Origin of the sequence: Janibacter sp. UYMM211 (assembly GCF_040547045.1) — a bacterium.
GTDB lineage: Bacteria > Actinomycetota > Actinomycetes > Actinomycetales > Dermatophilaceae > Marihabitans > Marihabitans melonis.
On the sequence record NZ_JBEPOY010000004.1, the window covers coordinates 348365 to 369432 of the forward strand.

19 protein-coding genes and 1 tRNA gene are annotated in these 21068 nt (G+C 74.1%); 14 read left to right on the forward strand and 6 right to left on the reverse strand.

The window, feature by feature from the left end; translation table 11 throughout:
• Window positions 1-85: 85 nt before the first annotated feature.
• Both otsB and ABIB53_RS12895 read right to left on the reverse strand, forming a co-directional pair.
• Window positions 86-853 carry a trehalose-phosphatase gene (gene otsB / locus ABIB53_RS12890; RefSeq protein WP_354588441.1) on the reverse strand — a complete coding sequence of 256 codons (768 nt, stop codon included), beginning with the start codon at window positions 851-853 and terminating at the stop codon, window positions 86-88.
• On the reverse strand, window positions 850-2295 hold the full coding sequence (locus tag ABIB53_RS12895) for an alpha,alpha-trehalose-phosphate synthase (UDP-forming) (protein WP_354588442.1): 1446 nt from the start codon (window positions 2293-2295) through the stop codon (window positions 850-852). The genes otsB and ABIB53_RS12895 overlap by 4 nt, the downstream gene beginning before the upstream one ends.
• Window positions 2296-2376: 81 nt before the next feature.
• Here ABIB53_RS12895 and ABIB53_RS12900 point away from each other — a divergent pair, with 81 nt between their 5' ends.
• The 5 genes from ABIB53_RS12900 (at window position 2377) to ABIB53_RS12920 (ending at window position 8233) form a co-directional block, all read left to right on the forward strand.
• Window positions 2377-2805 (forward strand): CBS domain-containing protein, encoded by a 429-nt coding sequence (locus ABIB53_RS12900; RefSeq protein WP_068272151.1) that lies wholly within the window; start codon window positions 2377-2379, stop codon window positions 2803-2805.
• Window positions 2806-2888: 83 nt separating this feature from the next.
• On the forward strand, window positions 2889-4667 hold the full coding sequence (locus ABIB53_RS12905) for a serine/threonine-protein kinase (protein WP_354588443.1): 1779 nt from the start codon (window positions 2889-2891) through the stop codon (window positions 4665-4667).
• Between the two features lie 24 nt (window positions 4668-4691).
• The gene (locus ABIB53_RS12910; RefSeq protein ID WP_354588444.1) at window positions 4692-6338 is read left to right on the forward strand and encodes a threonine/serine exporter family protein; all 1647 of its coding nucleotides are present in this window, start codon (window positions 4692-4694) and stop codon (window positions 6336-6338) included.
• A 128-nt stretch (window positions 6339-6466) separates the two neighbouring features.
• Window positions 6467-7189, forward strand: a complete 723-nt coding sequence (locus ABIB53_RS12915) for a transglycosylase family protein (protein ID WP_123093535.1) — start codon at window positions 6467-6469, stop codon at window positions 7187-7189.
• 315 nt (window positions 7190-7504) lie between these two features.
• On the forward strand, window positions 7505-8233 hold the full coding sequence (locus tag ABIB53_RS12920) for a transglycosylase family protein (RefSeq protein WP_354588445.1): 729 nt from the start codon (window positions 7505-7507) through the stop codon (window positions 8231-8233).
• A gap of 78 nt (window positions 8234-8311) precedes the next feature.
• Here the strand turns inward: ABIB53_RS12920 and ABIB53_RS12925 are convergent.
• The 4 genes from ABIB53_RS12925 to ABIB53_RS12940 all read right to left on the reverse strand — a co-directional run bounded on the left by ABIB53_RS12925 (window position 8312) and on the right by ABIB53_RS12940 (window position 10621).
• A tRNA-Thr gene (locus ABIB53_RS12925) sits at window positions 8312-8384 on the reverse strand.
• 66 nt (window positions 8385-8450) lie between these two features.
• Window positions 8451-9446 carry a cation diffusion facilitator family transporter gene (locus tag ABIB53_RS12930; protein ID WP_354588446.1) on the reverse strand — a complete coding sequence of 332 codons (996 nt, stop codon included), beginning with the start codon at window positions 9444-9446 and terminating at the stop codon, window positions 8451-8453.
• Window positions 9443-9904, reverse strand: coding sequence for a transporter substrate-binding domain-containing protein (locus tag ABIB53_RS12935; protein WP_123093532.1), 462 nt, complete (start codon window positions 9902-9904; stop codon window positions 9443-9445). The genes ABIB53_RS12930 and ABIB53_RS12935 overlap by 4 nt, the downstream gene beginning before the upstream one ends.
• Window positions 9905-9907: 3 nt before the next feature.
• Window positions 9908-10621 (reverse strand): helix-turn-helix transcriptional regulator, encoded by a 714-nt coding sequence (locus tag ABIB53_RS12940; RefSeq protein ID WP_354588447.1) that lies wholly within the window; start codon window positions 10619-10621, stop codon window positions 9908-9910.
• A 147-nt stretch (window positions 10622-10768) separates the two neighbouring features.
• Between ABIB53_RS12940 and ABIB53_RS12945 the strand changes: the two genes are divergently transcribed.
• Genes ABIB53_RS12945 through ABIB53_RS12985 form a run of 9 tightly spaced genes read left to right on the forward strand, consistent with a single transcriptional unit; the run spans window position 10769 to window position 21043 of the window.
• Window positions 10769-12853 carry a catalase gene (locus tag ABIB53_RS12945; RefSeq protein ID WP_354588448.1) on the forward strand — a complete coding sequence of 695 codons (2085 nt, stop codon included), beginning with the start codon at window positions 10769-10771 and terminating at the stop codon, window positions 12851-12853.
• A 13-nt stretch (window positions 12854-12866) separates the two neighbouring features.
• Window positions 12867-14048 carry a zinc-dependent alcohol dehydrogenase gene (locus tag ABIB53_RS12950; RefSeq protein ID WP_354588449.1) on the forward strand — a complete coding sequence of 394 codons (1182 nt, stop codon included), beginning with the start codon at window positions 12867-12869 and terminating at the stop codon, window positions 14046-14048.
• A complete protein-coding gene (locus ABIB53_RS12955; RefSeq protein ID WP_191563751.1) occupies window positions 14045-15064 on the forward strand; it encodes an SDR family NAD(P)-dependent oxidoreductase in 1020 nt (339 codons plus the stop codon). The genes ABIB53_RS12950 and ABIB53_RS12955 overlap by 4 nt, the downstream gene beginning before the upstream one ends.
• Window positions 15061-16083, forward strand: a complete 1023-nt coding sequence (locus ABIB53_RS12960; protein ID WP_229299927.1) for an acyl-CoA dehydrogenase family protein — start codon at window positions 15061-15063, stop codon at window positions 16081-16083. Before ABIB53_RS12955 ends, ABIB53_RS12960 begins: the two co-directional genes overlap by 4 nt.
• On the forward strand, window positions 16080-17456 hold the full coding sequence (locus ABIB53_RS12965; RefSeq protein WP_354588450.1) for a PIG-L family deacetylase: 1377 nt from the start codon (window positions 16080-16082) through the stop codon (window positions 17454-17456). Before ABIB53_RS12960 ends, ABIB53_RS12965 begins: the two co-directional genes overlap by 4 nt.
• Entirely contained in the window at window positions 17453-18163 is a 711-nt protein-coding gene (locus ABIB53_RS12970) for a glycosyltransferase (RefSeq protein ID WP_354588451.1), read from the forward strand. Before ABIB53_RS12965 ends, ABIB53_RS12970 begins: the two co-directional genes overlap by 4 nt.
• Window positions 18164-19234, forward strand: a complete 1071-nt coding sequence (locus tag ABIB53_RS12975) for a glycosyltransferase (RefSeq protein ID WP_354588452.1) — start codon at window positions 18164-18166, stop codon at window positions 19232-19234.
• Entirely contained in the window at window positions 19231-20205 is a 975-nt protein-coding gene (locus tag ABIB53_RS12980) for a glycosyltransferase (protein WP_354588453.1), read from the forward strand. Before ABIB53_RS12975 ends, ABIB53_RS12980 begins: the two co-directional genes overlap by 4 nt.
• Entirely contained in the window at window positions 20198-21043 is an 846-nt protein-coding gene (locus tag ABIB53_RS12985) for a glycosyltransferase family 2 protein (protein WP_354588454.1), read from the forward strand. Before ABIB53_RS12980 ends, ABIB53_RS12985 begins: the two co-directional genes overlap by 8 nt.
• Window positions 21044-21068: the final 25 nt, after the last annotated feature.

A 21068-nucleotide genomic window follows, 5' to 3' on the forward strand; every position in this document is an offset into this window, starting at 1 on the left:
CATGCGACCTCGGGAAGGAAATGTTCTTGCCCGAGGTCGAGCTTTCCCGCCCTGGGCGGGAAAGCTGAGGCGGGGCGAAGGGGGGTCAGCCCCCCGAGCGCAGGGAGCGCAGGAGCGCGAGCACGGCGGGGACGTCCTCGCAGCGCTCGACGCGGTGGTGGGCGGCGGTGTCGCCCTCGCCGACCTTGATCGTCACGTCGTCGGGGCCGGCGGCCTCGAAGACGTGCTCGTCGGTGACGTCGTCGCCGAGGTAGACGAGCGCGTCGCTGCCGAGCTCGCGAGCCAGGGTGAGCAGGGCGGTCCCCTTGTCCGCCTCGGCGACGCTCAGCTCGACGACCGACTTGCCCCGCATGAGGCGCACCCCGTCGGCCGTCGCCGCGTCGTCGGCGATCTCGTCGACGACCGCCACGTCGGCCTCGTCGAGCCCGCGGGTGTGCAGGACCGCCGCGCTGGGCTTGAGCTCGAGACGCGCCCGCGGGCTGCGCTGCGCGACCTGTGCCTGGAGGTGCCCGACGAGCGCGGCGAGCCGGGCCCGGGCAGCGGGGTCGAGCTCGGGGGCGGTGCCGCGGCTGGACTCCCCGCCGTGGCTGCCCAGCCGGGTGAGCCCGTCGTCGGACCCGGTGAGGGTCACCAGCGTCTCGAGGTCGCGCCCGGAGACGAGCGCGGCGTCCGTGCCCGGGACGGCGGCGAGGGCGCGCAGGTCCTCGAGCGTGCCGTCCTGGGCACGGGCCTGCATGGGGTCGAGGACGAGCGGGGCGAGCACCCCGTCGAAGTCGGAGGCGACGAGCAGCCGCTCGACCCCGGCGACCCGCTGCAGCGCCGCGACGAGGTCGTCGGGCAGGCCTGCGGTCACGACGCGTCCCGCCGGCGCTCGGGGCGCTCCGGCGCGGCCTCGAGGTTGGCGAGGAAGCGGTCGGCCCACACCCGCACGTCGTGGTCGGCGACCCGCCGGCGCAGAGCGCGCATGAGGCGCTCCTTGTCCTTGGTCTCGGTGCCGATGGCGCGCAAGATCGTCTGCTTGAGCCCCTCGATGTCGTGGGGGTTGCACACGAAGGCCTGGTGCAGCTCGTGCCAGGCGCCGGTGAACTCGCTGAGCACGAGCGCCCCGCCGTTGTCGTGGCGGCAGGTGACGTACTCCTTGGCCACGAGATTCATCCCGTCGCGAAGGGGGGTGACGAGCATGACGTCGGCGGCGAGGAAGAGGGCAGCCATCTCCTCGCGCGGATAGCTCTGGTGCAGGTAGTGCACGGCCGGCGACCCGATCGCGCCGTGGTTGCCGTTGATCCGACCCACGGTCGTCTCGACCTCGGTGCGCAGCTGCTTGTACGCCTCGACGCGCTCGCGGCTCGGCGTGGCGACCTGGACGAAGGTGACGTCGGGCGTGCTCAGCCGGCCGTCGGCGAGGAGCTCCTCGTAGGCCTTGAGCCGGTGCCGGATGCCCTTGGTGTAGTCGAGCCGGTCGACGCCGAGGAGGAGGGTCTTCGGGCTGCCGAGCGACGCGCGGATCTCCGCGGCCCGCTCCTGGACCTCCGGGGTTCGGGCGAGGGCGTCGAGGCCCTCGAAGTCGACGCTGATCGGCACGGCGCTCGCCCGGACGGTGCGCTGGGGGCGCCCCTCGTCGGAGGGGAGGGTGACGGTCTCCCCCTTCGTGCTCGCGCCCAGGTGCTGCCGGCACGCCCGCACGAAGTTCTGCGCGTCGGCCTGGCGCTGGAAGCCGAGGTAGTCGGCCCCGAGGAGGCCGGTGAGGAGCTGCTGGCGCCACGGGAGCTGGGCGAAGAGCTCGACCGGAGGGAAGGGGATATGGTCGAACCACCCGATCCGCACGTCGGGGCGCAGCTCGCGCACCATCGCCGGGACGAGCTGGAGCTGGTAGTCGTGGACCCACACGACGGCGCCCTTCGCGGCGACCTCGGAGATGGCCTCGGCGAAGCGGCGGTTGACCCGCTCGTAGGCCTGCCACCACACTCGGCGGAAGCGGGCGGGGACGATGACGTCGTGGTAGATCGGCCACAGGGTGTCGTTGCTGAAGCCCTCGTAGTACTGCTCGACCTCCTCGGCCGAGACCGGCACCGGGTGGAGCCACATGCCCGCCTCGTCGAAGGGCTCGGGCGCGTCACCGGTGTCGCCGGCCCAGCCCACCCAGGCGCCGTCGCGGCCGCGCATCACCGAGTCCATCGCCGTGACGAGACCGCCGGGGGAGCGGTGCCACTCGACCTCGCCGTCCGGTCCGACGACCCGGTCCACGGGCAGCCGGTTGGCTGCGATGACGAAGTCGAAGGTCGTGCGGCGTGCCATGGTCTCCCTCACTGCGGCGGCCCCTGCCCCGCCACCATATGACCCCTTCACGTGGAGAGGGCTGGGGACTACCGTCTGATCATGAAGATCTCGGACGTGCTGCGGGACAAGGGCCAAGACGTCGTGACCATCGGTCCCGACGCCACCGTCGGCGAGCTCCTCGCCCTCCTCGCCGAGCACCGCATCGGTGCCGTCGTCGTCTCCACGGACGGCGCGAGCGTCGACGGGATCGTCAGCGAGCGCGACGTCGTGCGCCACCTGCACTCCGAGGGCGCGGCGATCGTCGACGGGCCGGTGCGCTCGATCATGACTGCCGAGGTGCACACGTGCAGCGCCGGCGACCAGCTCGTCGACCTCGAGAGCGCGATGACCCAGCGGCGGATCCGCCACGTGCCCGTCGTCGAGGACGGCCGGCTCGTCGCCATCGTCTCGATCGGCGACGTCGTCAAGCACCGCATCCGCGACCTCGCCGCCGAGCGCGACCAGCTCGAGGCCTACATCCGCCAGTAGGACGCGGCGCGGCCCGACACGCACAGCCGGCGCACAGCCGGTGCTGCGAGAGCGCCCAGCGCGGTGCCCCTACCCTGGACGGCATGACGACCGAGCTCATCCCGGGAGATCCCGCGCCCGAGGAGCCGGACGGCCAGGACAGCACCTCCGAGGACCTCGTCGTCGACGACTTCGCGCGGATCGGCCCCTACCGGGTGGTCCAGCAGCTCGGCGAAGGGGGGATGGGCGTCGTCCACCTCGCCCTCGACCAGCGCGGTCGCGCCGTCGCGGTGAAGGTGCTGCGCCCTCACGTCGCCCACGACGAGGACGCCCGGGCCCGGCTCGCCCGCGAGGTCGCGACCCTCGCGCGGGTGCGCTCGCCCCGGGTGGCCCCGGTCTTCGACGCCGACCTCGACGGCGACCAGCCCTACATCGTCACCCGCTACGTCCCCGGGCCCTCGCTCGACGCCCATGTCAAGGAGCACGGCACCCTCTCGGCCGAGGAGCTGCTGCGCCTCGGGCGGGGTCTGGCCGAGGCGCTGCGATCGCTGCACGAGATCGGCGTCGTCCACCGCGACCTCAAGCCGGGCAACGTCCTGCTCGTCGACGGCGACCCCGTGCTCATCGACTTCGGCATCGCCCACGACGCCGACGCGTCGCGGATGACGATGACCGGTCTCGTCATGGGCACCCCCGGGTACCTCTCGCCCGAGATCATCGAGGGCGCCGAGGTCGACGCCGCCACCGACTGGTGGGGCTGGGCGGCCACCCTCGTCTTCGCGGCGAGCGGGCATCCCCCCTTCGGCCGGGGCGGCATGGAGGCCGTCCTGTCGCGCGTCACCCGGGGCGACGTCGACCTCACCGGGGTCGACCCTCGCCTCGCGCCGCTCCTCTACGCCGCGCTCACCCCCGACACCGCCCGGCGGCCGCACGCCGACGAGGTGCTCGAGGCCCTCGAGACGTACGCGAAGGGGCACCCGGTCACCGAGGCGCTCCCGCAGCGCGCGCGGGCGATGCCCGGCAGCGAGCCGACGAGCGTCGTGCCGGCCGCGCCGCAGACCTCCGTGCTGCCCGCGGTCGCCCCCGCCCCGGCGCCCCGGCCGGAGCCCGCGCCCTCCGTCGCCCCGCGGACGACGACCCAGCCGCCCGCGCACCAGCCGTACTCGCCGCAGGCCTACGCCTCGCAGCAGCTCGCCCCCCAGCCCGCGCCGCAGCAGCTCGACCCCTCGCCCCAGGCCTGGCCGGGCACGACGCCGTCCTCCCGTGAGGGCGACCCCCGGATCGGGCTGCCCCGGCGCACCGGCGTGCTCCTCGGTCTGCTCGCGGCCGTCGTCGGGGGAGCGGCGGTCGCGCCGCTGCTCACCGCGGTCGCCGTCCTCGTCGGCTCGGCGCTGGCCCGTCTCGTCGACCGCTCGATGACCTCGACGGTCATGCGCCGCTACCAGCACGGCCGGCGCCGCAGCGACGGCGCGGTCGCCGCCGCGAAGTCCCCGCTCCACATCGTCGTCGCCGTCGTCGGCGCGCTCGCGGCGATGCTCCTGCCCCTCGCGGTCGGTGCGAGCACGCTGCTGCTCGTCTCCGTCGCCTTCTCGCTGCTCGCCGTCGACGTCGGCCCCGACCACCCGGCCGGGCTCGCGCTCGCCGGGCTGATGACGGCGCTCGTCGTCTGGTGGGGGCCGGGCAGCGCCTCGCTGCGGCGCGGCACCCGGAGCATGACCCGGGCGGTCACGGGCAGCCCGGCCGCCCGCACCGGCATCACCCTCGCGCTGTGGGCGCTCGGGGTCGTCCTGCTCGGCCTCGCGCTGAGCGCGGGCTTCCCCTCGACGTGGTGGCCGCTCGTCGAGTCGCCGCTGCCCGACACGACCTGGCTCCCGGCGCGGTGAGCGAGCAGCAGTGAGCGAGCACCGATGAGCGACCGACCTCGAGGCGCCCGGACCGGTCGGCAGGCGTGGCTGCCCGGGCAGTACCGCCAGCCGCGGCAGACCCAGCCGATCCCGACCCAGCCCGGCCTGCCGAGCCAGCCGATCCCCGTCAAGCCGGCGACCGCACCGACGAAGCCGCCGCAGGGCACCAAGGCGGCCCAGCCGAGGCCGCGGCGCCGCCCGACCGTGCGCGGCGAGGCCCCGACGGAGACCCTGCCGATGCTCGGGTCGCTGCGCGGCACGCCGTACCGCGACCCCCGTGTCACCCGTGCCGTCGCCGAGGAGCACGCGGTCGCCGAGGTCATCGACGTCTGCCTGCGCGTCGGCGAGCTCATGCTGCGCAGCGGCGCCGGTGCGCCGTCCGTCGAGGCCGCCGTCATCGGGGTCGCCGTCGCGGCCGGTGTCGACGAGATGGACATCGACCTGACGATGCAGTCCCTGCACATCCAGGCGCGCACGCCGTCGGGGTCGAGCATCTCGCGGCTGCGGGTCGTGCGCGCGCCCCAGATGGACTTCGGACGGCTGGCGTCCGTGCACTCTCTCGTCGACGACGTCATCTCCGGCGAGACGAGCATCGACCAGGCACGGGTGCGCTTGCAGGAGATCCGTCGGGCGCCGCGCACGTGGGCCCGGTGGATCGTCACGACGAGCCAGGGCGCGGTCGCCGCGGGCGTCGCGATGGCGCTCGGCGCCGGGTGGGTCGGCGTGCTCGTCGCGCTGCTCACCGCGATCGTCGTCGACCGGGTGCTGCGGGCCCTGTCGGCGGTGCACCTGCCCGACTTCTACACGGGCGCGATCGGGGGCGCCGTCGCGACCGTCGTCGCCTTCGTCGCGTACGCGCTGGGGTCCATCGAGTGGTTCCCGATGACGCCCTCGGACTTCGCCTACGTCGTCGCGGGGGGCATCGTCATGCTCCTGCCCGCGCGCACCATCACCTCGGCGATGGAGGACATCATCGGGGGCTACCCGGTGACCGGCACCGCCCGGCTCTTCGCGGTGCTCCTGCACTCCTTCGGCCTCATCGTCGGCGTCGCCGCAGGTCTGACCGCCTCGCTGGCCGTCGTCGAGATGCTCGGCGTCGTGCTCAGCCCGCCGGACGTCGGCCGGCTGGCCTGGGCATCGGCGAGCCCCCAGACGGTGCTCATCGGCTCGGCGATCGTCGGCGCGGCCGGGGCGATCACCGTGCAGGCGCGACGCCGCATGCTCGTGCCTGCGGCCCTGCTCGGGGTCGTCGCCGTCGGCCTCGCGAGCTATCTCACCCAGAGCGGTCTGGGCCGGGTGACGGCGACCGGCATCGCGGCGGTGACGCTCGGCTTCGCCGCCCGTCTCGTCGCGCTGCGGATGGACTCGCCGCCGATCACCCTCGGCATCCCCGCGAGCTTCGGCCTCATGCCCGGTCTGTCGATCTTCATCGGGCTCTACCACCTCACGGTGCCGGGGTCGGACGCCGGCGCGCAGGGGTGGACCAGCGTGCTCACCGCGCTCGGCATCATCTTGGCCATCGCCACCGGCGTCACCCTCGGCGAGGTGCTCGCCGCCCCGCTGGACTCGCCGGTCAACCAGAGACGACGTCTCGCGGGCGTGCGGGACACGCGAGACGACCCCTCGGGGGCGACCCACCCGGGGACGTGAGCGGGTCCCCCTTCGTCGAGGGGCGGTTGACCCGAAAGGTCACGGGAAGGTAACGTCCGTGCGCGTCGCGCCTCTGACCCCTGGACGGCGCGCACGTGCGTTGATCCCCCTGAGAGGACCCTCCCCTGATGTTCTACGCGCCCAAGCACGCCCTGCCCACCCACCGCTCGACCGCCCGCCGGCGCGTCACCGGTGTCGCCGTCGCCGGTGCGACCGCCGCCGTCGGCACCGTCGCGACCGCGGGCTCCGCCTCCGCCGGCACCGTGTGGGACCGCGTCGCCGCGTGCGAGTCCGGCGGCAACTGGTCGATCAACACGGGCAACGGCTTCTACGGGGGCCTGCAGTTCCACCCGCGCACGTGGAGCGGCTTCGGCGGCGGCCGGTACGCCGCCTACGCCCACCAGGCGAGCAAGTCGCAGCAGATCGAGATCGCCAAGAAGGTCCTCAAGGCCCAGGGCCCCGGCGCCTGGCCCGTGTGCTCGCGCCGTGCCGGTCTGACGACCGCCAACGGCCTGGCCGTCGGCACCGAGCCGCAGCGCGCCGCCCGCTCGCAGGTGCGCGTCTCCGAGAACGGCTACGTCGCCGTCGACGGCATCCGCGGCCGCCAGACCAACCGGGCCATCGAGAGCTGGATCGGCTCGCGCCAGGCGCGCAACGGCGTCCTCTCCGCGAAGTGGGAGGTGCACCGCCTCCAGCGCAAGGTCGGCGTGCCCGCCGCGCAGCGCAACGGCAACATCAACGACGCGACCTTCGTCTCCGCGCTCCAGCGCACGCTCGGCGTGAGCCGGACGGGCTCGTGGGACGTCAGGACGGTCAAGGCGCTGCAGAACCACCTCAACACGGTCGGCTGACCCGACCCGCGTCCAGCGAAGGGGGCCCGCTCACCACGGTGAGCAGGCCCCCTTCGCCGTGCCCGGGCGCCCTGGCAGCCCCCACGCTCGACCCCACTCGACGAGACACCCGGCTACCACGCAGTACTGGTCGTGATCACCACCAGTACGGCGTGGTAGCCGGGGTCTGGACGGGCCGGGGTGGGGCAGATGGGGCCTGAGTTACAGGTCTGTATTTACGCGCCAGGTGTTGTTGGTGTGACTGGAGTGCACATAGCGTCGCGGACGGCTCCCGCGAGGACCCCCTGACCTCGCGCCAACCGAAAGGCCCGCCACATGCTCGCCACCACCGACTTCCCCGAACGCTCCTCCCTTCGCCGCCGCATGCGCCTGCGCGCCGGTGTCGCCGTCCTCGGCGCGACGGGTGCCGTCGTCGGCGGGATCGGCCTGGCGAGCAGCGCCGGCGCCGCCGGCACGGTCTGGGACCGCGTCGCCGCGTGCGAGTCCGGCCAGAACTGGTCGATCAACACCGGCAACGGCTACTACGGCGGGCTGCAGTTCTCCGCGCAGACGTGGAGCGGCTTCGGCGGCGGGCGTTACGCCGCCTACGCCCACCAGGCCACGCGCTCGCAGCAGATCGAGATCGCCCAGAAGGTGCTCCGGGTCCAGGGCCCCGGCGCCTGGCCGGTGTGCTCGCGTCGCGCGGGCCTGACCCGCACCAACGGCCTGGCCGTCAACCCCTACACCGGCAGCGATCGCCCCTCGCGCGACGAGACCCGCCCCCCGGTCACCTCGACCGGTGGCAAGCTCGCCGTCGACGGCGTCATGGGCCCGCGCACGAACGCCGGCATCGAGACCTGGGTCGGCGGCTCCGTCAACGGCTGGCTCGACACGAGCGACAAGATGAAGATGCAGGGCAAGCTCGGCGTCGCCCGCGACGGCGCCATCGGCCCGCTGACGACCAAGGCCCTCCAGCGTCGCGTCGGCGCCACCCCCGACGGCGCCTGGGGCCCGCAGACCACCTCGCGCCTGCAGAGCTACCTCAACGGCAACGTCCTGCGCTGACCCGCTCGCCCACCCGGGCGCACCGATGGCCGCGACCTGACAGGTCGCGGCCATCGGCATGCTGCGGCGAAGGGGGAGAGCTGGCGGGGGGACTCGAACCCCCAACCACCTGTTTACAAGACAGGTGCGCTGCCAGTTGCGCCACGCCAGCGGCGGCGGCCGAGGCCGCCCTGCGCCCCGCGCGGGACGCGGCCACGATGCTACGGCAGGGGAGGGGTCACCCCTTCGCCCGTGCTCGACGGTCGAGCTCCTCGGGGATCTCGCGGACGGGCACGACGACGACGTCGTCGACCTTCCAGTCCAGCCCCCGGGCGACCTGCGCGGCGTGCTCGAGGTCGCCGAGGTCGGGGGTGTGGCCGGCGTGCGGTACGACGAAGCTCTCGACGTGGAAGACGTGGCCCATGTCGCGCACGCGGCTGCCGCTGCGACGCACCCAGGCGATCTCCTCGAGCGCCTCGTCGACCTGGCGGGTCAGCGGGTGCGGCTGCGAGCCCTCGACCGTGCGGGCCTGCGAGTCGACGAGCGCCCCGGACGCGTGCCGGACGTTGGTCCAGCCGTCGTGGATGATCGAGAAGGAGATGGCGATGGCGACGACCGCGTCGGCCCACCACAGCCCGAGACCGATGCCGAGCACGCCTACGACCGTCCCGGCGGCGGTGCGCCAGTCGGCCTTCTGCATGTCGGCGTCGGCGTAGAGGACCCGGTCGTGCAGCGCGTCGGCGAGCGGCATCTTCATCCGTCCGAGGATCACCGGGCCGACACCCGTGTAGACCATGGCGGCGATCATCACCCAGCCCGCCCACACCGCGTGACCGAAGAGCTCGACGGTGGCGACCGGGGGGTGCTCGGCCTTGATCAGCCCCATCGCGGAGTCGACGGCGAGGTAGGTGCCCGTGCCGAGCAGGGCGACGGCTGCGGCGAGATGACCGGCGCCGACGGCGCGGTGGTAGCCGTACGGGTGGTCGGGGTCGACCGGGCGGCGGGCCCGGCGCTGGGCAAGGAGGAAGGCGATCGGCGGGATGAAGGCGAGGAGGTCCTCGACCCACGCCGTCTTCATCGCCTGCGAGCTGCCCATCGCGAGGTAGACGACGGCGACGGCGGTCGTCATGAAGGCGATGGTCACCCACTCGAGGTGGATCGCGCGCGTCAGGGCCCGGCGCTGCTCGTCGGGCAGCTGGGTGCGGCCGAAGGACAGAGCCCCCTCGGTACTCATGGCGCCCTCCCGTGGTCGTCGAGCCAGCGCTCGAGCGAGGACTGCAGGGCGTTCTCGCCGGCCGGCACGGCCATGACGTGCGCGTGCCTGCCGTCCGGCCCGGAGATCTCGACGTAGGGACGGGTCATCCCGACCTTCGAGCTCCAGGCGCTCTTGTCGGTGAGCCCGCCGACGACGACGTCGACGTCGCCGCGCTCGAGGGCGGCGACGAGCGCCTCCTCGCCGTCGACCCGCCAGGTGGGGCGGGCGCCGAGCGACTCCGCCCACGCGGTGACGAGCTCGACCTCGGAGCCCGTCGGTGGGTCGGTCGTGACGTCGGTCCACGGCGGGTGGTGCGAGACCCCGACCCTCAGCTCGCCGGTGGAGCGGACCTGCTCCAGGGTGCCGTCGGGGTCGCGAGGGATGCTCGCGCAGCCGGTGAGCAGCGCGAGGACGAGCAGCAGAGCCGCCGCACGCATCGCTCAGCCAGACGTCTGGCCGTCGTCGACGACGAAGGAGGTGCGGGCGCCGTCGCCGTCACGGGCGATGAGACGCAGCTGGTCGCGGTGGAAGCCGTGGTCGATGCCCCACAGCACGGCCTGGCTGCGCGAGGAGACGCCCATCGTCCGGTAGGCGGCGCGGATGTAGGACTTCACCGAGTTGATGCTCAGGTAGCACTGCTTGGCGATCTCCTGGTTGCTCAGCCCCTCGGTGACCAGCGCGATGACCTCGGACTGGCGCGGGGTCAGGCCCTGCTCCTGCCCGGGCCAGCCGGCCGCGCGGGGCTCGACGTCCGTCGCGGCCTGCGGGGTGAGCAGGGTCTCGCCGGCGCAGATCCGGCGCAGCGCGGAGACGAGCTCTTGGGCGCTCATCGACTTCGAGAGCACGCCGGACAGGCCGCGGTCGCGCGCCGCGGCGATGACCTCGGGCCCGGCGGCCCAGGTGTAGAGCACGGTGTGCCCGACCTTGTCGTCGGAGACGATCGTGTCGAGCTTGCGGGGGGCGTTCGACGGCGCGGCGAAGGCGTCGTACAGCGCGATGTCGACGGGCTGCGACAGCGGCATGTCGCAGTCCAGCTCGACGACGTCGATCTCGTCGGCGAAGGGGGCGAGCATGGCGGCGACCCCGTGGACGACGACCTCGTAGTCGTTGAGGACAGACAGGCGGATGGGTCCGCTCGGACCGGCTTCGTGCATGGGCCCAAAATAGCCCGTCCGATGCTCACTGCCGAGCCCACGCATACACCCCAAGGGGGGTGCCTCCTCCCGCGTCCTGCGACGGACCCGCGTGCTTGTGTCGAGGGACGGCGCGAGACCTCACGCCGACCCGACCGGGAAGCAGCCATGGCAGCCAAGAACACCTCCGAGGACGTCCGCGGGGCCGGCGACGAGCTCCACCAGCGCAGCGGCGGCGACAGCCCCCCGCTGACGACCGCGCACGGCGTGCCCGTCGAGGACGACCAGAACTCCCTTCGCGCCGGTGACCGGGGCCCGACCCTGCTCGAGGACGCTCACTTCCGCGAGAAGATCTTCCACTTCGACCACGAGCGCATCCCCGAGCGCGTGGTCCACGCCCGCGGCTACGGCGCGCACGGCGTCTTCGAGGCCTACGAGTCGCTCGCCGACATCACCCGGGCGAGCGTCTTCGCGCAGGCCGGTAAGAAGACCGAGGTCTTCGTGCGCTTCTCGACGGTCGCGGGCAACCTCGGCTCCTTCGACCTCGCGCGCGACGTCCGCGGCTTCGCGACGAAGTTCTACACCGACGAGGGCAACTGGGACCTCGTCGGCAACAACATCCCCGTCTTCTTCATCCAGGACGCGCTGAAGTTCCCCGACCTCGTCCACTCCGTCAAGGAGGAGCCGGACCGCGGCTTCCCGCAGGCGCAGTCGGCGCACGACACCTTCTGGGACTTCGCCTCGCTCATGCCCGAGTCGACCCACATGACGCTGTGGCAGATGTCGGACCGCGCGATCCCGCGCTCCTTCCGCACGATGCAGGGCTTCGGCGTGCACACCTTCCGCTTCGTCACCGCCGAGGGCAAGAGCTCCTTCGTGAAGTTCCACTGGACCCCGCTGCAGGGCATGCAGTCGGTCGTGTGGGACGAGGCGGTGAAGATCAACGGCGCCGACCCCGACTTCCACCGACGGGACCTCTACGACGCCATCGAGTCCGGTGACTTCCCGCAGTGGGAGCTCGGCGTGCAGGTCTTCGACGACGACTTCGCCGACTCCTTCGACTTCGACGTCCTCGACGCGACGAAGATCATCCCCGAGGAGGTCCTGCCGGTCCGCCCGATCGGCCGGATGACCCTCGACCGCACGGTGACCAACGTCTTCGCGGAGACCGAGCAGGTCGCCTTCATGACGCAGAACGTGCCGCCGGGCATCGACTTCAGCGACGACCCGCTGCTCCAGGGGCGCAACTTCTCCTACCTGGACACCCAGCTCAAGCGGCTCGGCAGCACGAACTTCAGCCAGCTGCCGGTCAACGCGCCGCGCTGCCCCGTCGCGCACTTCCAGCGCGACGGGCACATGCAGACCTCGCTGCAGCCGGGGCGTGCGACCTACGAGCCGAACTCCTTCAGCGGCGCCGAGCGCGGTCCCCGCGAGGCCGGCGCCGAGGGGCACGTGCCCGTGCCGGAGCGGGTCGAGGGCACGACCCGGCGCATCCGCAGCGAGTCCTTCGCCGACCACTACAGCCAGGCGCGGCAGTTCTGGGTGAGCCAGACCCCGGTCGAGCAGGACCACATCGTCGCGGCCTACGTCTTCGAGCTCGGCAAGTGCGAGGTCGAGGCCATCCGCTCACGGATGGTCGCCAACCTGCGCAACGTCGACGAGGAGCTCGCCGGCCGGGTCGCGAAGGGCCTGGCCCTCGACCTGCCGGAGGCCAGCCCCGCCGCGGTCGAGACCCGCACCGACCTCGACCCCTCGCCGGCGCTGAGCATCCTGGCCAACGCCCCGGAGACCTTCGCCGGGCGCAAGCTGGGGCTGCTCCTCGGCGAGGGCGCGGACGCCGGCACCGTGGCCGCCGTCGAGAAGTCGGTCACCGACGCGGGCGGCATGGTCGAGGTCATCGCGATCGCCGTGGGGGGCACGACCCTCTCCGACGGTCGCCGCATCCCCGCGGACCAGGCGATCGCCGGGGCCCCCTCGGTGCTGTACGACGCCGTCGCGATCATCGCCGGCGATGCCGGGGGCACGGCGCTCGCCGACGAGCCGGCCGCCCGTGACTTCGTCACCGACGCCTTCACCCACTTCAAGGTCATCGGGCTCGGGGGAGCGACGAGCACGCTCGTCGCCGCCGCCGGTCTCGACGGCAAGGTCGACGCCGACGACGCCGTCCTCACGGTGTCCGGCGCGGACGACGCGCAGACCTTCATCACCCGGTGCGCGGGACCCCGCCACTGGGACCGGGCCATCACGGCCTGACGAGAGGAGCAGCATGAGAGCACTCACCTGGCAGGGCACCCGCGACGTGCAGGTCGTCGACGTGCCGGACCCCCGCATCCAGGAGCCCACCGACGCCGTCATCAAGGTGACGTCGACGGCGATCTGCGGGTCCGACCTCCACCTCTACGAGCCCCTCGGGCCCTTCCTCGCCCAGGGCGACGTCCTCGGCCACGAGACGATGGGCGTCGTCGAGGAGGTCGGCGCCGAGGTCACCCACATCAAGCCCGGCGACCGCGTCGTCATCCCCTTCAACATCTCCTGCGGGCACTGCTGGATGTGCCGGCGCGGCTACACCGCCCAGTGCGAGACGACCCAGGTCACCTCGCAGGACAAGGGGGCGGCCCTCTTCGGCTACACCGAGCTCTACGGCTCGGTGCCCGGCGGCCAGGCGGAGTACCTGCGCGTCCCGCAGGCGCACTTCGGGCCGATCAAGGTGCCGGACGGGGTGCCCGACGAGCGCTTCCTCTACCTCTCCGACATCCTGCCCACCGCCTGGCAGGGCGTGGAGTGGGCCGAGGTGAGCGAGGGCGACACGCTCGCGGTCTTCGGGCTCGGCCCGGTCGGCCTGCTCGCCACGCGCATCGCCCGTCACCGCGGCATCCGCGTCATCGGTGTCGACAACGTGCCCGAGCGGCTCGCCGCCGCCCAGGCGTACGGGGTCGAGGTGCTGAGCACCGACGAGGTCGACGACATCCCCTCGGCGATCAAGGAGATGACCGACGGCCGCGGCGCCGACGGCACCCTCGACGCGGTGGGCATGGAGGCGCACGGCACGCCGGTCCTCGGCGCGGCCGTCAAGGGCGCGGGACTGCTGCCCGACGCGATCGCCAAGCCGCTCATCAAGAAGGCCGGGGTCGACCGTCTCGCCGCGCTCTACGACTCCATCAAGTCCGTCCGTCGCGGCGGCACGGTCTCGGTGAGCGGGGTCTACGGGGGTCAGTCCGACCCGATGCCGATGATGGAGATGTTCGACCGCGGCATCGCGCTGCGGATGGGCCAGTGCCACGTGCGGCGCTGGGTCGACGACATCATCCCGGTCCTCACCGACGACGCCGACGTCTTCGGGGTCGAGACCCTCGCGACGCACCGGCTGCCGCTCGAGGACGCGCCGCACGGCTACGACATCTTCCAGAAGAAGGAAGACGGCTGCATCAAGGTCGTTCTCAAGCCGTGAGCACCGACGCGTCCCACGCCGTCCCCGCGTCCGGGGGCGTCGCCCTCGTCGCGGGGGCGTCGCGCGGGCTCGGCCTGCTCGTGAGCATCGAGCTCGCCCGCCGCGGCTACCGGGTGCACGGCTGCGGCCGTGACGCAGGGACCCTCGACCGGGCCGCGACCATCGTCGCGGCCCGGTCCGGGCGTGGCGAAGGGGGAGCCGGCTCCCCCTTCGTCCCCGCGGTGTGCGACGTCCGCGACGCGGACGCCGTCGAGAGCTGGGTGCGCTCCGTCGTCGACCTCGAGGGCGGGGTCGACGTCGCGATCCACGTCGCCGGGATCATCCAGGTCGGGCCGGTGTCCTCGACGACGCTCGGGCACTTCCGTGACGCCGTCGACACGATGCTCATGGGCCCGGTCCACGTCGCGCTCGCCGTGCTGCCCTCGATGCGCGCCGCCGGCAGCGGGCGGATCGGTGTCGTCAGCTCCGTCGGCGGGGTCGTCAGCGTGCCGCACCTCCTGCCCTACTCCGTCGCGAAGTTCGGTGCCGTCGGGCTCACCGAGGGCCTGCGGGCCGAGCTCGCCGGGACCGGCGTCACCGCGACGACCGTTGTGCCCGGCCTCATGCGCACCGGCGGCCACGTCGCCGCCCAGCTCGTCGGGGACGCCGAGCGCGACTACGCGTGGTTCGCCCCCGGCGCCTCGCTGCCGGTGCTGTCGATCGGGGCCGAGCGCGCGGCCCGGCGCATCGTCGACGGCGTGCTCGCCGGCCGCTCGCAGGTCGAGCTCACCCCCCTGACGATGATCGGGCGACGCGTCCACGGCATCGCCCCCGCCCTCACCGTCGGCGTCATGGGGCTCGCCGCCCGGCTGCTGCCCGACGGGCCCGACCGCGGCCCGTCGATGTCCGGCGAGCGTCCCCGGGTCACCGGGGCCACGGCTCGAGAGCGCCTCGGCTCGCGCGTCGTCGACGCCCTGAGCGTCCTCGGCGACCGCGCCGCCCGCCGCACCAACGAGCGCGTGGACGGCGGCGCATGAGCCTGCGACCCGACCCCGGCCTCGTCGACCGCGCGCGCACCCTCGGGGCGGCCGTCGCCGACGGCGGGGACCTCGACGAGGTGCTCGCCCTCGCCCGCGAGCTGAGCCCGACGGCCCAGCGCCTCGGGTCGGACAGCGCGCCCTACCTCACCGCGCTGCTCTCGGTCGGCGCGGGCGACCTCACGGTCGCCCGGGTCGTCGAGCCGCACCTCGACGCCGTCGCGATCCTCGCCCAGAGTGCCGTCGCGCACGAGACGAGCGACGTGACGAGCGACGGCGTGTGGGGCGTGTACGCCGCCGAGGGCCCCGGTCACCACCTGGCCGGCACGCCGGACGAGCACGGCGCCTGGACGCTCACCGGTCGCAAGCCCTGGTGCTCGCTGGCCTCCGAGGTGAGCCATGCCGTCATCACCGCCCACACCGGTCCGGGCATGCGACGCGCCTTCGCCGTCGACCTCGGGCACCCGGGCGTCTCGCACCCCGAGCAGCGGTGGGTCTCGCGCGGGCTGACCCGGGTGCGCTCGACGAGCCTCGAGCTCGACGGCGTGCCCGCCCTCCCTCTCGGCGAGGACGGCTGGTACCTGCGACGCCCGGGCTTCGCCTGGGGCGGGATCGGCGTCGCTGCCGTGTGGCTCGGTGCGGCGACGGCGCTGCGCGACGCGCTCTGCGCCGCGAGCGCCCGACGAGAGCCCGACCAGGTGGCCCTCGTGCACCTCGGCCGAGCCGACACCCTGCTCCATGCCGCGACCAGCGTGCTCGGCGACGCGGCCCGGGCGATCGACGCCGGGCAGGCCACCGGGGGCGCGGGCGAGCTGCTTGCGGCGCGGGTCCGGGCGACGTGCGCCGAGGCAGCCGAGGAGCTCGTGCGCATCACCGGCCACGCCCTCGGGCCGGGCCCGCTCACCGGCGACGAGGAGCACGCCCGACGGGTCGCCGACCTCACCGTCTACGTCCGCCAGCACCACGCCGAGCGCGACCTCGCCCGGCTCGGCTCCCTCGTGCTCGGGGGCGGGCGATGAGCGGGCCCCGCCCCTTCGACGCAGCCGACCCCGGCACGGACGAGGCGACCTGGCTGCTCGACCCGCGGTGGGACACGGTGCCCTCGACGTCGGCAGCCGACCTCGTCGCCCCCTTCGAGCAGGTCGTCGTCCTCGCCCCCCACCCCGACGACGAGAGCCTCGGCCCGGGCGGGGTCCTCGCGGCCGCCGCGGCCGCCGGGATCCCCACCCACGTCGTCCTGGCCTCCGACGGCGAGCGCTCGCACCCGCAGGGCTCGACCGACCCCGCCGCGCTCGCCGAGGTGCGGCGCGAGGAGGTCGCCGCCGCCGTGGCCCACCTCGGCGCCTCGGTCGAGCTGCACCGCCTCGCCCTCCCGGACGGCGGGCTCGCCGACCACGTCGAGACGATAGCCGCGGCGGTCGTCGACCTCGTCGGCGACCGGCTCGCCCTCGTCCTCGCCCCGTGGCGCGAGGACGGGCACCCCGACCACCACGCAGCCGCCGACGCCGCCTGCCTCGTCGAGCGCACGACGCAGGCCCAGGTGGCTCTCGTGCCCGTGTGGCTGTGGCACTGGGCGACCCCCGACGAGCTGCCGTGGGACCAGCTCGAGCTCGTCGACCTCGGCCCGGCCGAGCTCCGCGCGAAGGCTGCCGCCGTGGCGAGCCACCGCAGCCAGGTCGAGCCGCTCGGCCCGGGGCACGGCGACGGCGTGCTGCTGGGGCCGCACGTGCGCGTGCGCTTCGAGCGGGTCGTCGAGACGATCATCCGCACGACGCCGCTGCCGCGCGTGCCCCGCGAGGACGGGTCCTGGGAGCGCAGCGCGGCCTTCGACGCGATGTACGCCGCCGACGACGACCCGTGGGACTTCGGGTCCTGGTACGAGCGGCGCAAGCGGGCGCTGACGCTCGCCGTGCTCGCGAAGGAGCGTTACGGCCGGGTGCTCGACCTCGGCTGCGCGACCGGCGAGCTCACCCACGGGCTCGCCGGGCGGGCCGACGCGATCACCGCGGTCGACCTCAGCGAGAGCGCGCTCGAGATGGCCCGTGCCCGTCCGCCGGCGCGCTCGGCGCCGCAGGTCCGGTGGGTGCAGGGCGAGTGCCCCGACGTCCTGCGCGAGCTGCTCGAGACCGGCGAGGTCTACGACCTCGTCGTGCTCTCCGAGATCGGGTACTTCCTCACCGGCTCCGAGCTGCTCTCGACGCTGCGGTCGGTGCGCCGTCTGCTCGCCGACGGCGGCGAGCTCGTGCTCGCCCACTGGAGCCACCCGACGACCGACATCCCGCTCGACGGCGTCGCCGTGCACGCCCAGGTGCGCTCCGTGCTCGGCGAGCCGCGGGTCGCCTACCGCGACGCCGACGTGCTCCTCGACGTCTACGGAGGGCAGGTCCGGTGAGCGACCGGGTCGCGCGGGTCGCCGTCGTCGTGCCCGCCCGCGACGAGCAGCTGCTCGTCGGCTCGTGCCTGGCGGCCCTGCTCACGAGCCGCGACCACCTCCGGCGCTCACGACCCGACGTCGTCGTCGACCTGCTCGTCGTCCTCGACCGCTGCACCGACGCGACGGCACCCGTCGTCGCGGCCGCCGGGGTGCCCGCGGTCGTCAGCGACCACGGCCGGGTGGGCGCGGCCCGCGCCGCCGGCGCCCGGTGCGTGCTCGCCCGGTCCCGCGCCGCCGGGGTGCCCGACGCCGCGCTGTGGCTCGCCTCGACCGACGCCGACACCGTCGTGCCGGTCGACTGGCTGGCCGTCCAGGTCGACCTCGCGCAGAGCGGTCTCGACGCCGTCGTCGGCACCGTCGAGCCCGGTGACGTCGAGGACCCCCGGGCCCTCCTCGCCTGGCACTGCCGCCACGAGCTCGGCGAGGGTCACCCGTACGTGCACGGCGCCAACCTCGGCGTACGGGCCAGCACCTACCTCGCCGCCGGCGGGTACCCGCCCCTCCCGCTCCACGAGGACGCCGTCCTCGTCGACGCGGTCCGCGCGACCACCGACCGCTGGGTCGCCACGGACCGCACCCGCGTCTGCAGCTCCGGCCGTCGTGCCGGCCGCTGCGACGGGGGCTTCGCCACCTATATCGACGAGATCACCAGAGAGGCGGTCTAGATGCGCATCGCGGTCCTCGCGACGTCTCGCAACCCCCTTCGCCAGCCCTGGCTCGGGGGCCAGGAGTCGCACACCGGTCTGCTCGCGCAGGCCCTGCGCGCTCGGGGGCACCACGTGACGTTGCACGCCCGGCCCGGGTCGGACCCGGCGCTGGCCGACGAGATCGTGCCCTACCCGGACCTGCCGCCGTTGTCGGTGGCGGCCGCCGCGGACCCCGACGTGCCCCCGGCCGCGATGATGCGTGACCACGCGGCCTTCACGAGCGCGATGTCGCTCCTCCTGCGCGACGGCGGGGTCGACCTCGTGCACAACCAGAGCCTGCACCACCTGCCGCTCGCGATGAGCGCGGTGCTCGACCTCCCCCTCGTCACGACCCTGCACACCCCGCCCCTGCCGATGATGGAGATGGGCGTCGCGCTCGCCGACCCCCGCAACCGCTACGTCGGCGTGAGCGAGACGACGGCCCGCGCCTGGACGACCCTGCCGCAGCCCGCGACGGTCATCCGCAACGGCGTGCCCACCGGTGGCGGCCCACCGGGCCCGGGCGGCGACCACCTGCTGTGGGTCGGTCGGATCACCGCCGAGAAGGGCGTCGACATCGCCATCGCCGTCGCCCGGGCCATGGGCTGCCGGCTGCGCATCGCCGGGCCCGTCTACGACCCCGAGTACTTCGAGTCCGTCATCGCCCCGGTGCTCGGCCCCGACGTCGAGCTGCTCGGCCACCTCAGCTCCGAGGAGCTGGTGCACGAGCGCGACCACAGCGCAGTGAGCCTGGTGACCTCGCGGTGGGAGGAGCCCTTCGGGCTCGTCGCGGCCGAGTCGATGGTGCGCGGCACCCCGGTCGTCGCGCTCGACCGTGGGGGGCTGCGCGAGGTCGTCGGGCCGCGCGGCGGGGTGCTCGTGCCGGGCCAGGAGGACGACGGGCTCGTCTGCCGCGTCGTCGAGGGGGTGCGGGCGGCCCTCCGCCTCGACCGCGAGGACGTCGCGGACTGGGCGCGCAGCACGCACGACATCGAGCTCATGGTCGACCGCTACGAGCAGCTCTTCGAGGACGTCGTGAGGTCGCGATGAAGGTCGGGATCTACGTCCACCACCACGGCGCGGGTCACCTGCGCCGGGCCCGCTCGATCGCCGAGGAGCTGCGCGCACGAGGGGCTGAGGTCACCCTCCTCGGCTCGCGCGGCGACGTCGACATCGCCCTGCCCCGCGACGACGACGGGCCGCCCGCAGACCTCGTCGGCACGACCGCCGACGGACAGCTGCACTGGGTCCCCCTTCGCCACGAGGGACTGCGCGAGCGGATGGCGGCGGTCGCCGCCTGGGTCGCGCAGGAGGACCCCGCCGTCATGGTCGTCGACGTCTCCGTCGAGGTCACCGCCTTCGTCCGCCTGCTCGGCGTCCCCGTCGTCGTCGTCGCCCAGCCCGGGCTGCGCGACGACCCCGCCCACGAGCTCGGCTGCCGTCTCGCCGAGGCGATCATCGCGCCCTGGCCCTCGTCGGTCTGCCCGGCGCCGCACCTGCGCCGCTGGGAGGACAAGGTCGCCCACGTCGGCGGGATCAGCGCGCTGCGCCCCGGCCCGCCGGTGCCCCGCGAGCCGCTCGCCGTCCTCCTCGGCGGGGGCGACGGCTGGCCCGACCCCGCGCTGCCCGAGATGGTCACCTCGGCCGTGCCCGACCTGCGCTGGCAGGTCGTCGGCGGGTCGAGCTGGGTGAGCGACCTCGGACCGCTGCTCCAGCGGGCCTGCGTCGTCGTCAGCCACGCGGGCCAGAACGCGGTCGCCGATCTCGCCGCCCTCGAGGTCCCGGCGGTCGTCGTGCCCCAGCCGCGCCCCTTCGACGAGCAGGACTGGATGGGTCTCGCCCTCGCCCAGGGCCGCTACTGCGTCACCGTCGGCGCGGCCCTCGCCGCGCACCCCGAGGAGGTCGACTGGTCGCACGTCGTCCACGCGGCCCAGGACTTCCCCACCCGGTGGCAGGACTGGGGCACCGACGGGGCCGCCGAGCGCGCCGCCGAGGTCGTCCTGAGGGTCGGCCGTGGCTGAGGGCACCGTCGTCGTCACCGTCGCGCACGGCCGCCACGACCATCTGCTGCGCCAGCGCCGCCTGCTGCGCGAGGTGGCCCCGAGCACCCCGCACGTCGTCGTCGCGATGGACGACGCGCAGATCGTCGCCCTGCTGCGCGACGACCCCCACGTCCGCGTCGTCGAGGTGGCCGGCCACCCCGACGGGCTGCCGCTCGCCGCCGCCCGCAACGCGGGCGTCTCGACCGCGCTCGACGCCGGCGCCGATCTCGTCGTCCTGCTCGACGTCGACTGCCTGCCCGGACCGGGACTGCTCGAGGGCTACGAACGGGCCGCGGCCCAGGTGCCCGACGACCTGCTCTGCGGGCCGGTCACCTACCTGCCCGAAGGGGTCCTGCCCGAGCGGGCCGACGAGCTCGCCGGGCTCTCCCGGCCGCACCCGGCCCGTCCGGCACCCCCGCCGGGGGAGCTCGTGAGGGACGGCGACCACGACCTCTTCTGGTCGCTCTCCTTCGCCGTCACCCCGTCGACCTGGCGCACGCTCGGCGGCTTCTGCGAGGAGTACGTCGGGTACGGCGGCGAGGACACCGATCTCGCGTGGACGGCCCGCGACCGCGGCGTCGGGCTCACCTGGGTGGGCGGCGCGCAGGCGTACCACCAGTGGCACCCCGTCTCCTCGCCGCCGGTCGAGCACGTCGTCGACATCGTGCGCAACGCCCGTGTGGCGCACCGGCGGTGGGGCCGCTGGCCGATGCGTGGATGGTTCGCCGAGCTCGAGGCGCTCGGGCTCGTGCGCTGGGAGGCCGACGGACCGGTGGTTGCGGGGGAGTCGGTCCCCGGCCCTACCATCGGCTCGTGATCACCCAGCAGCGCGTCCTCGCGAC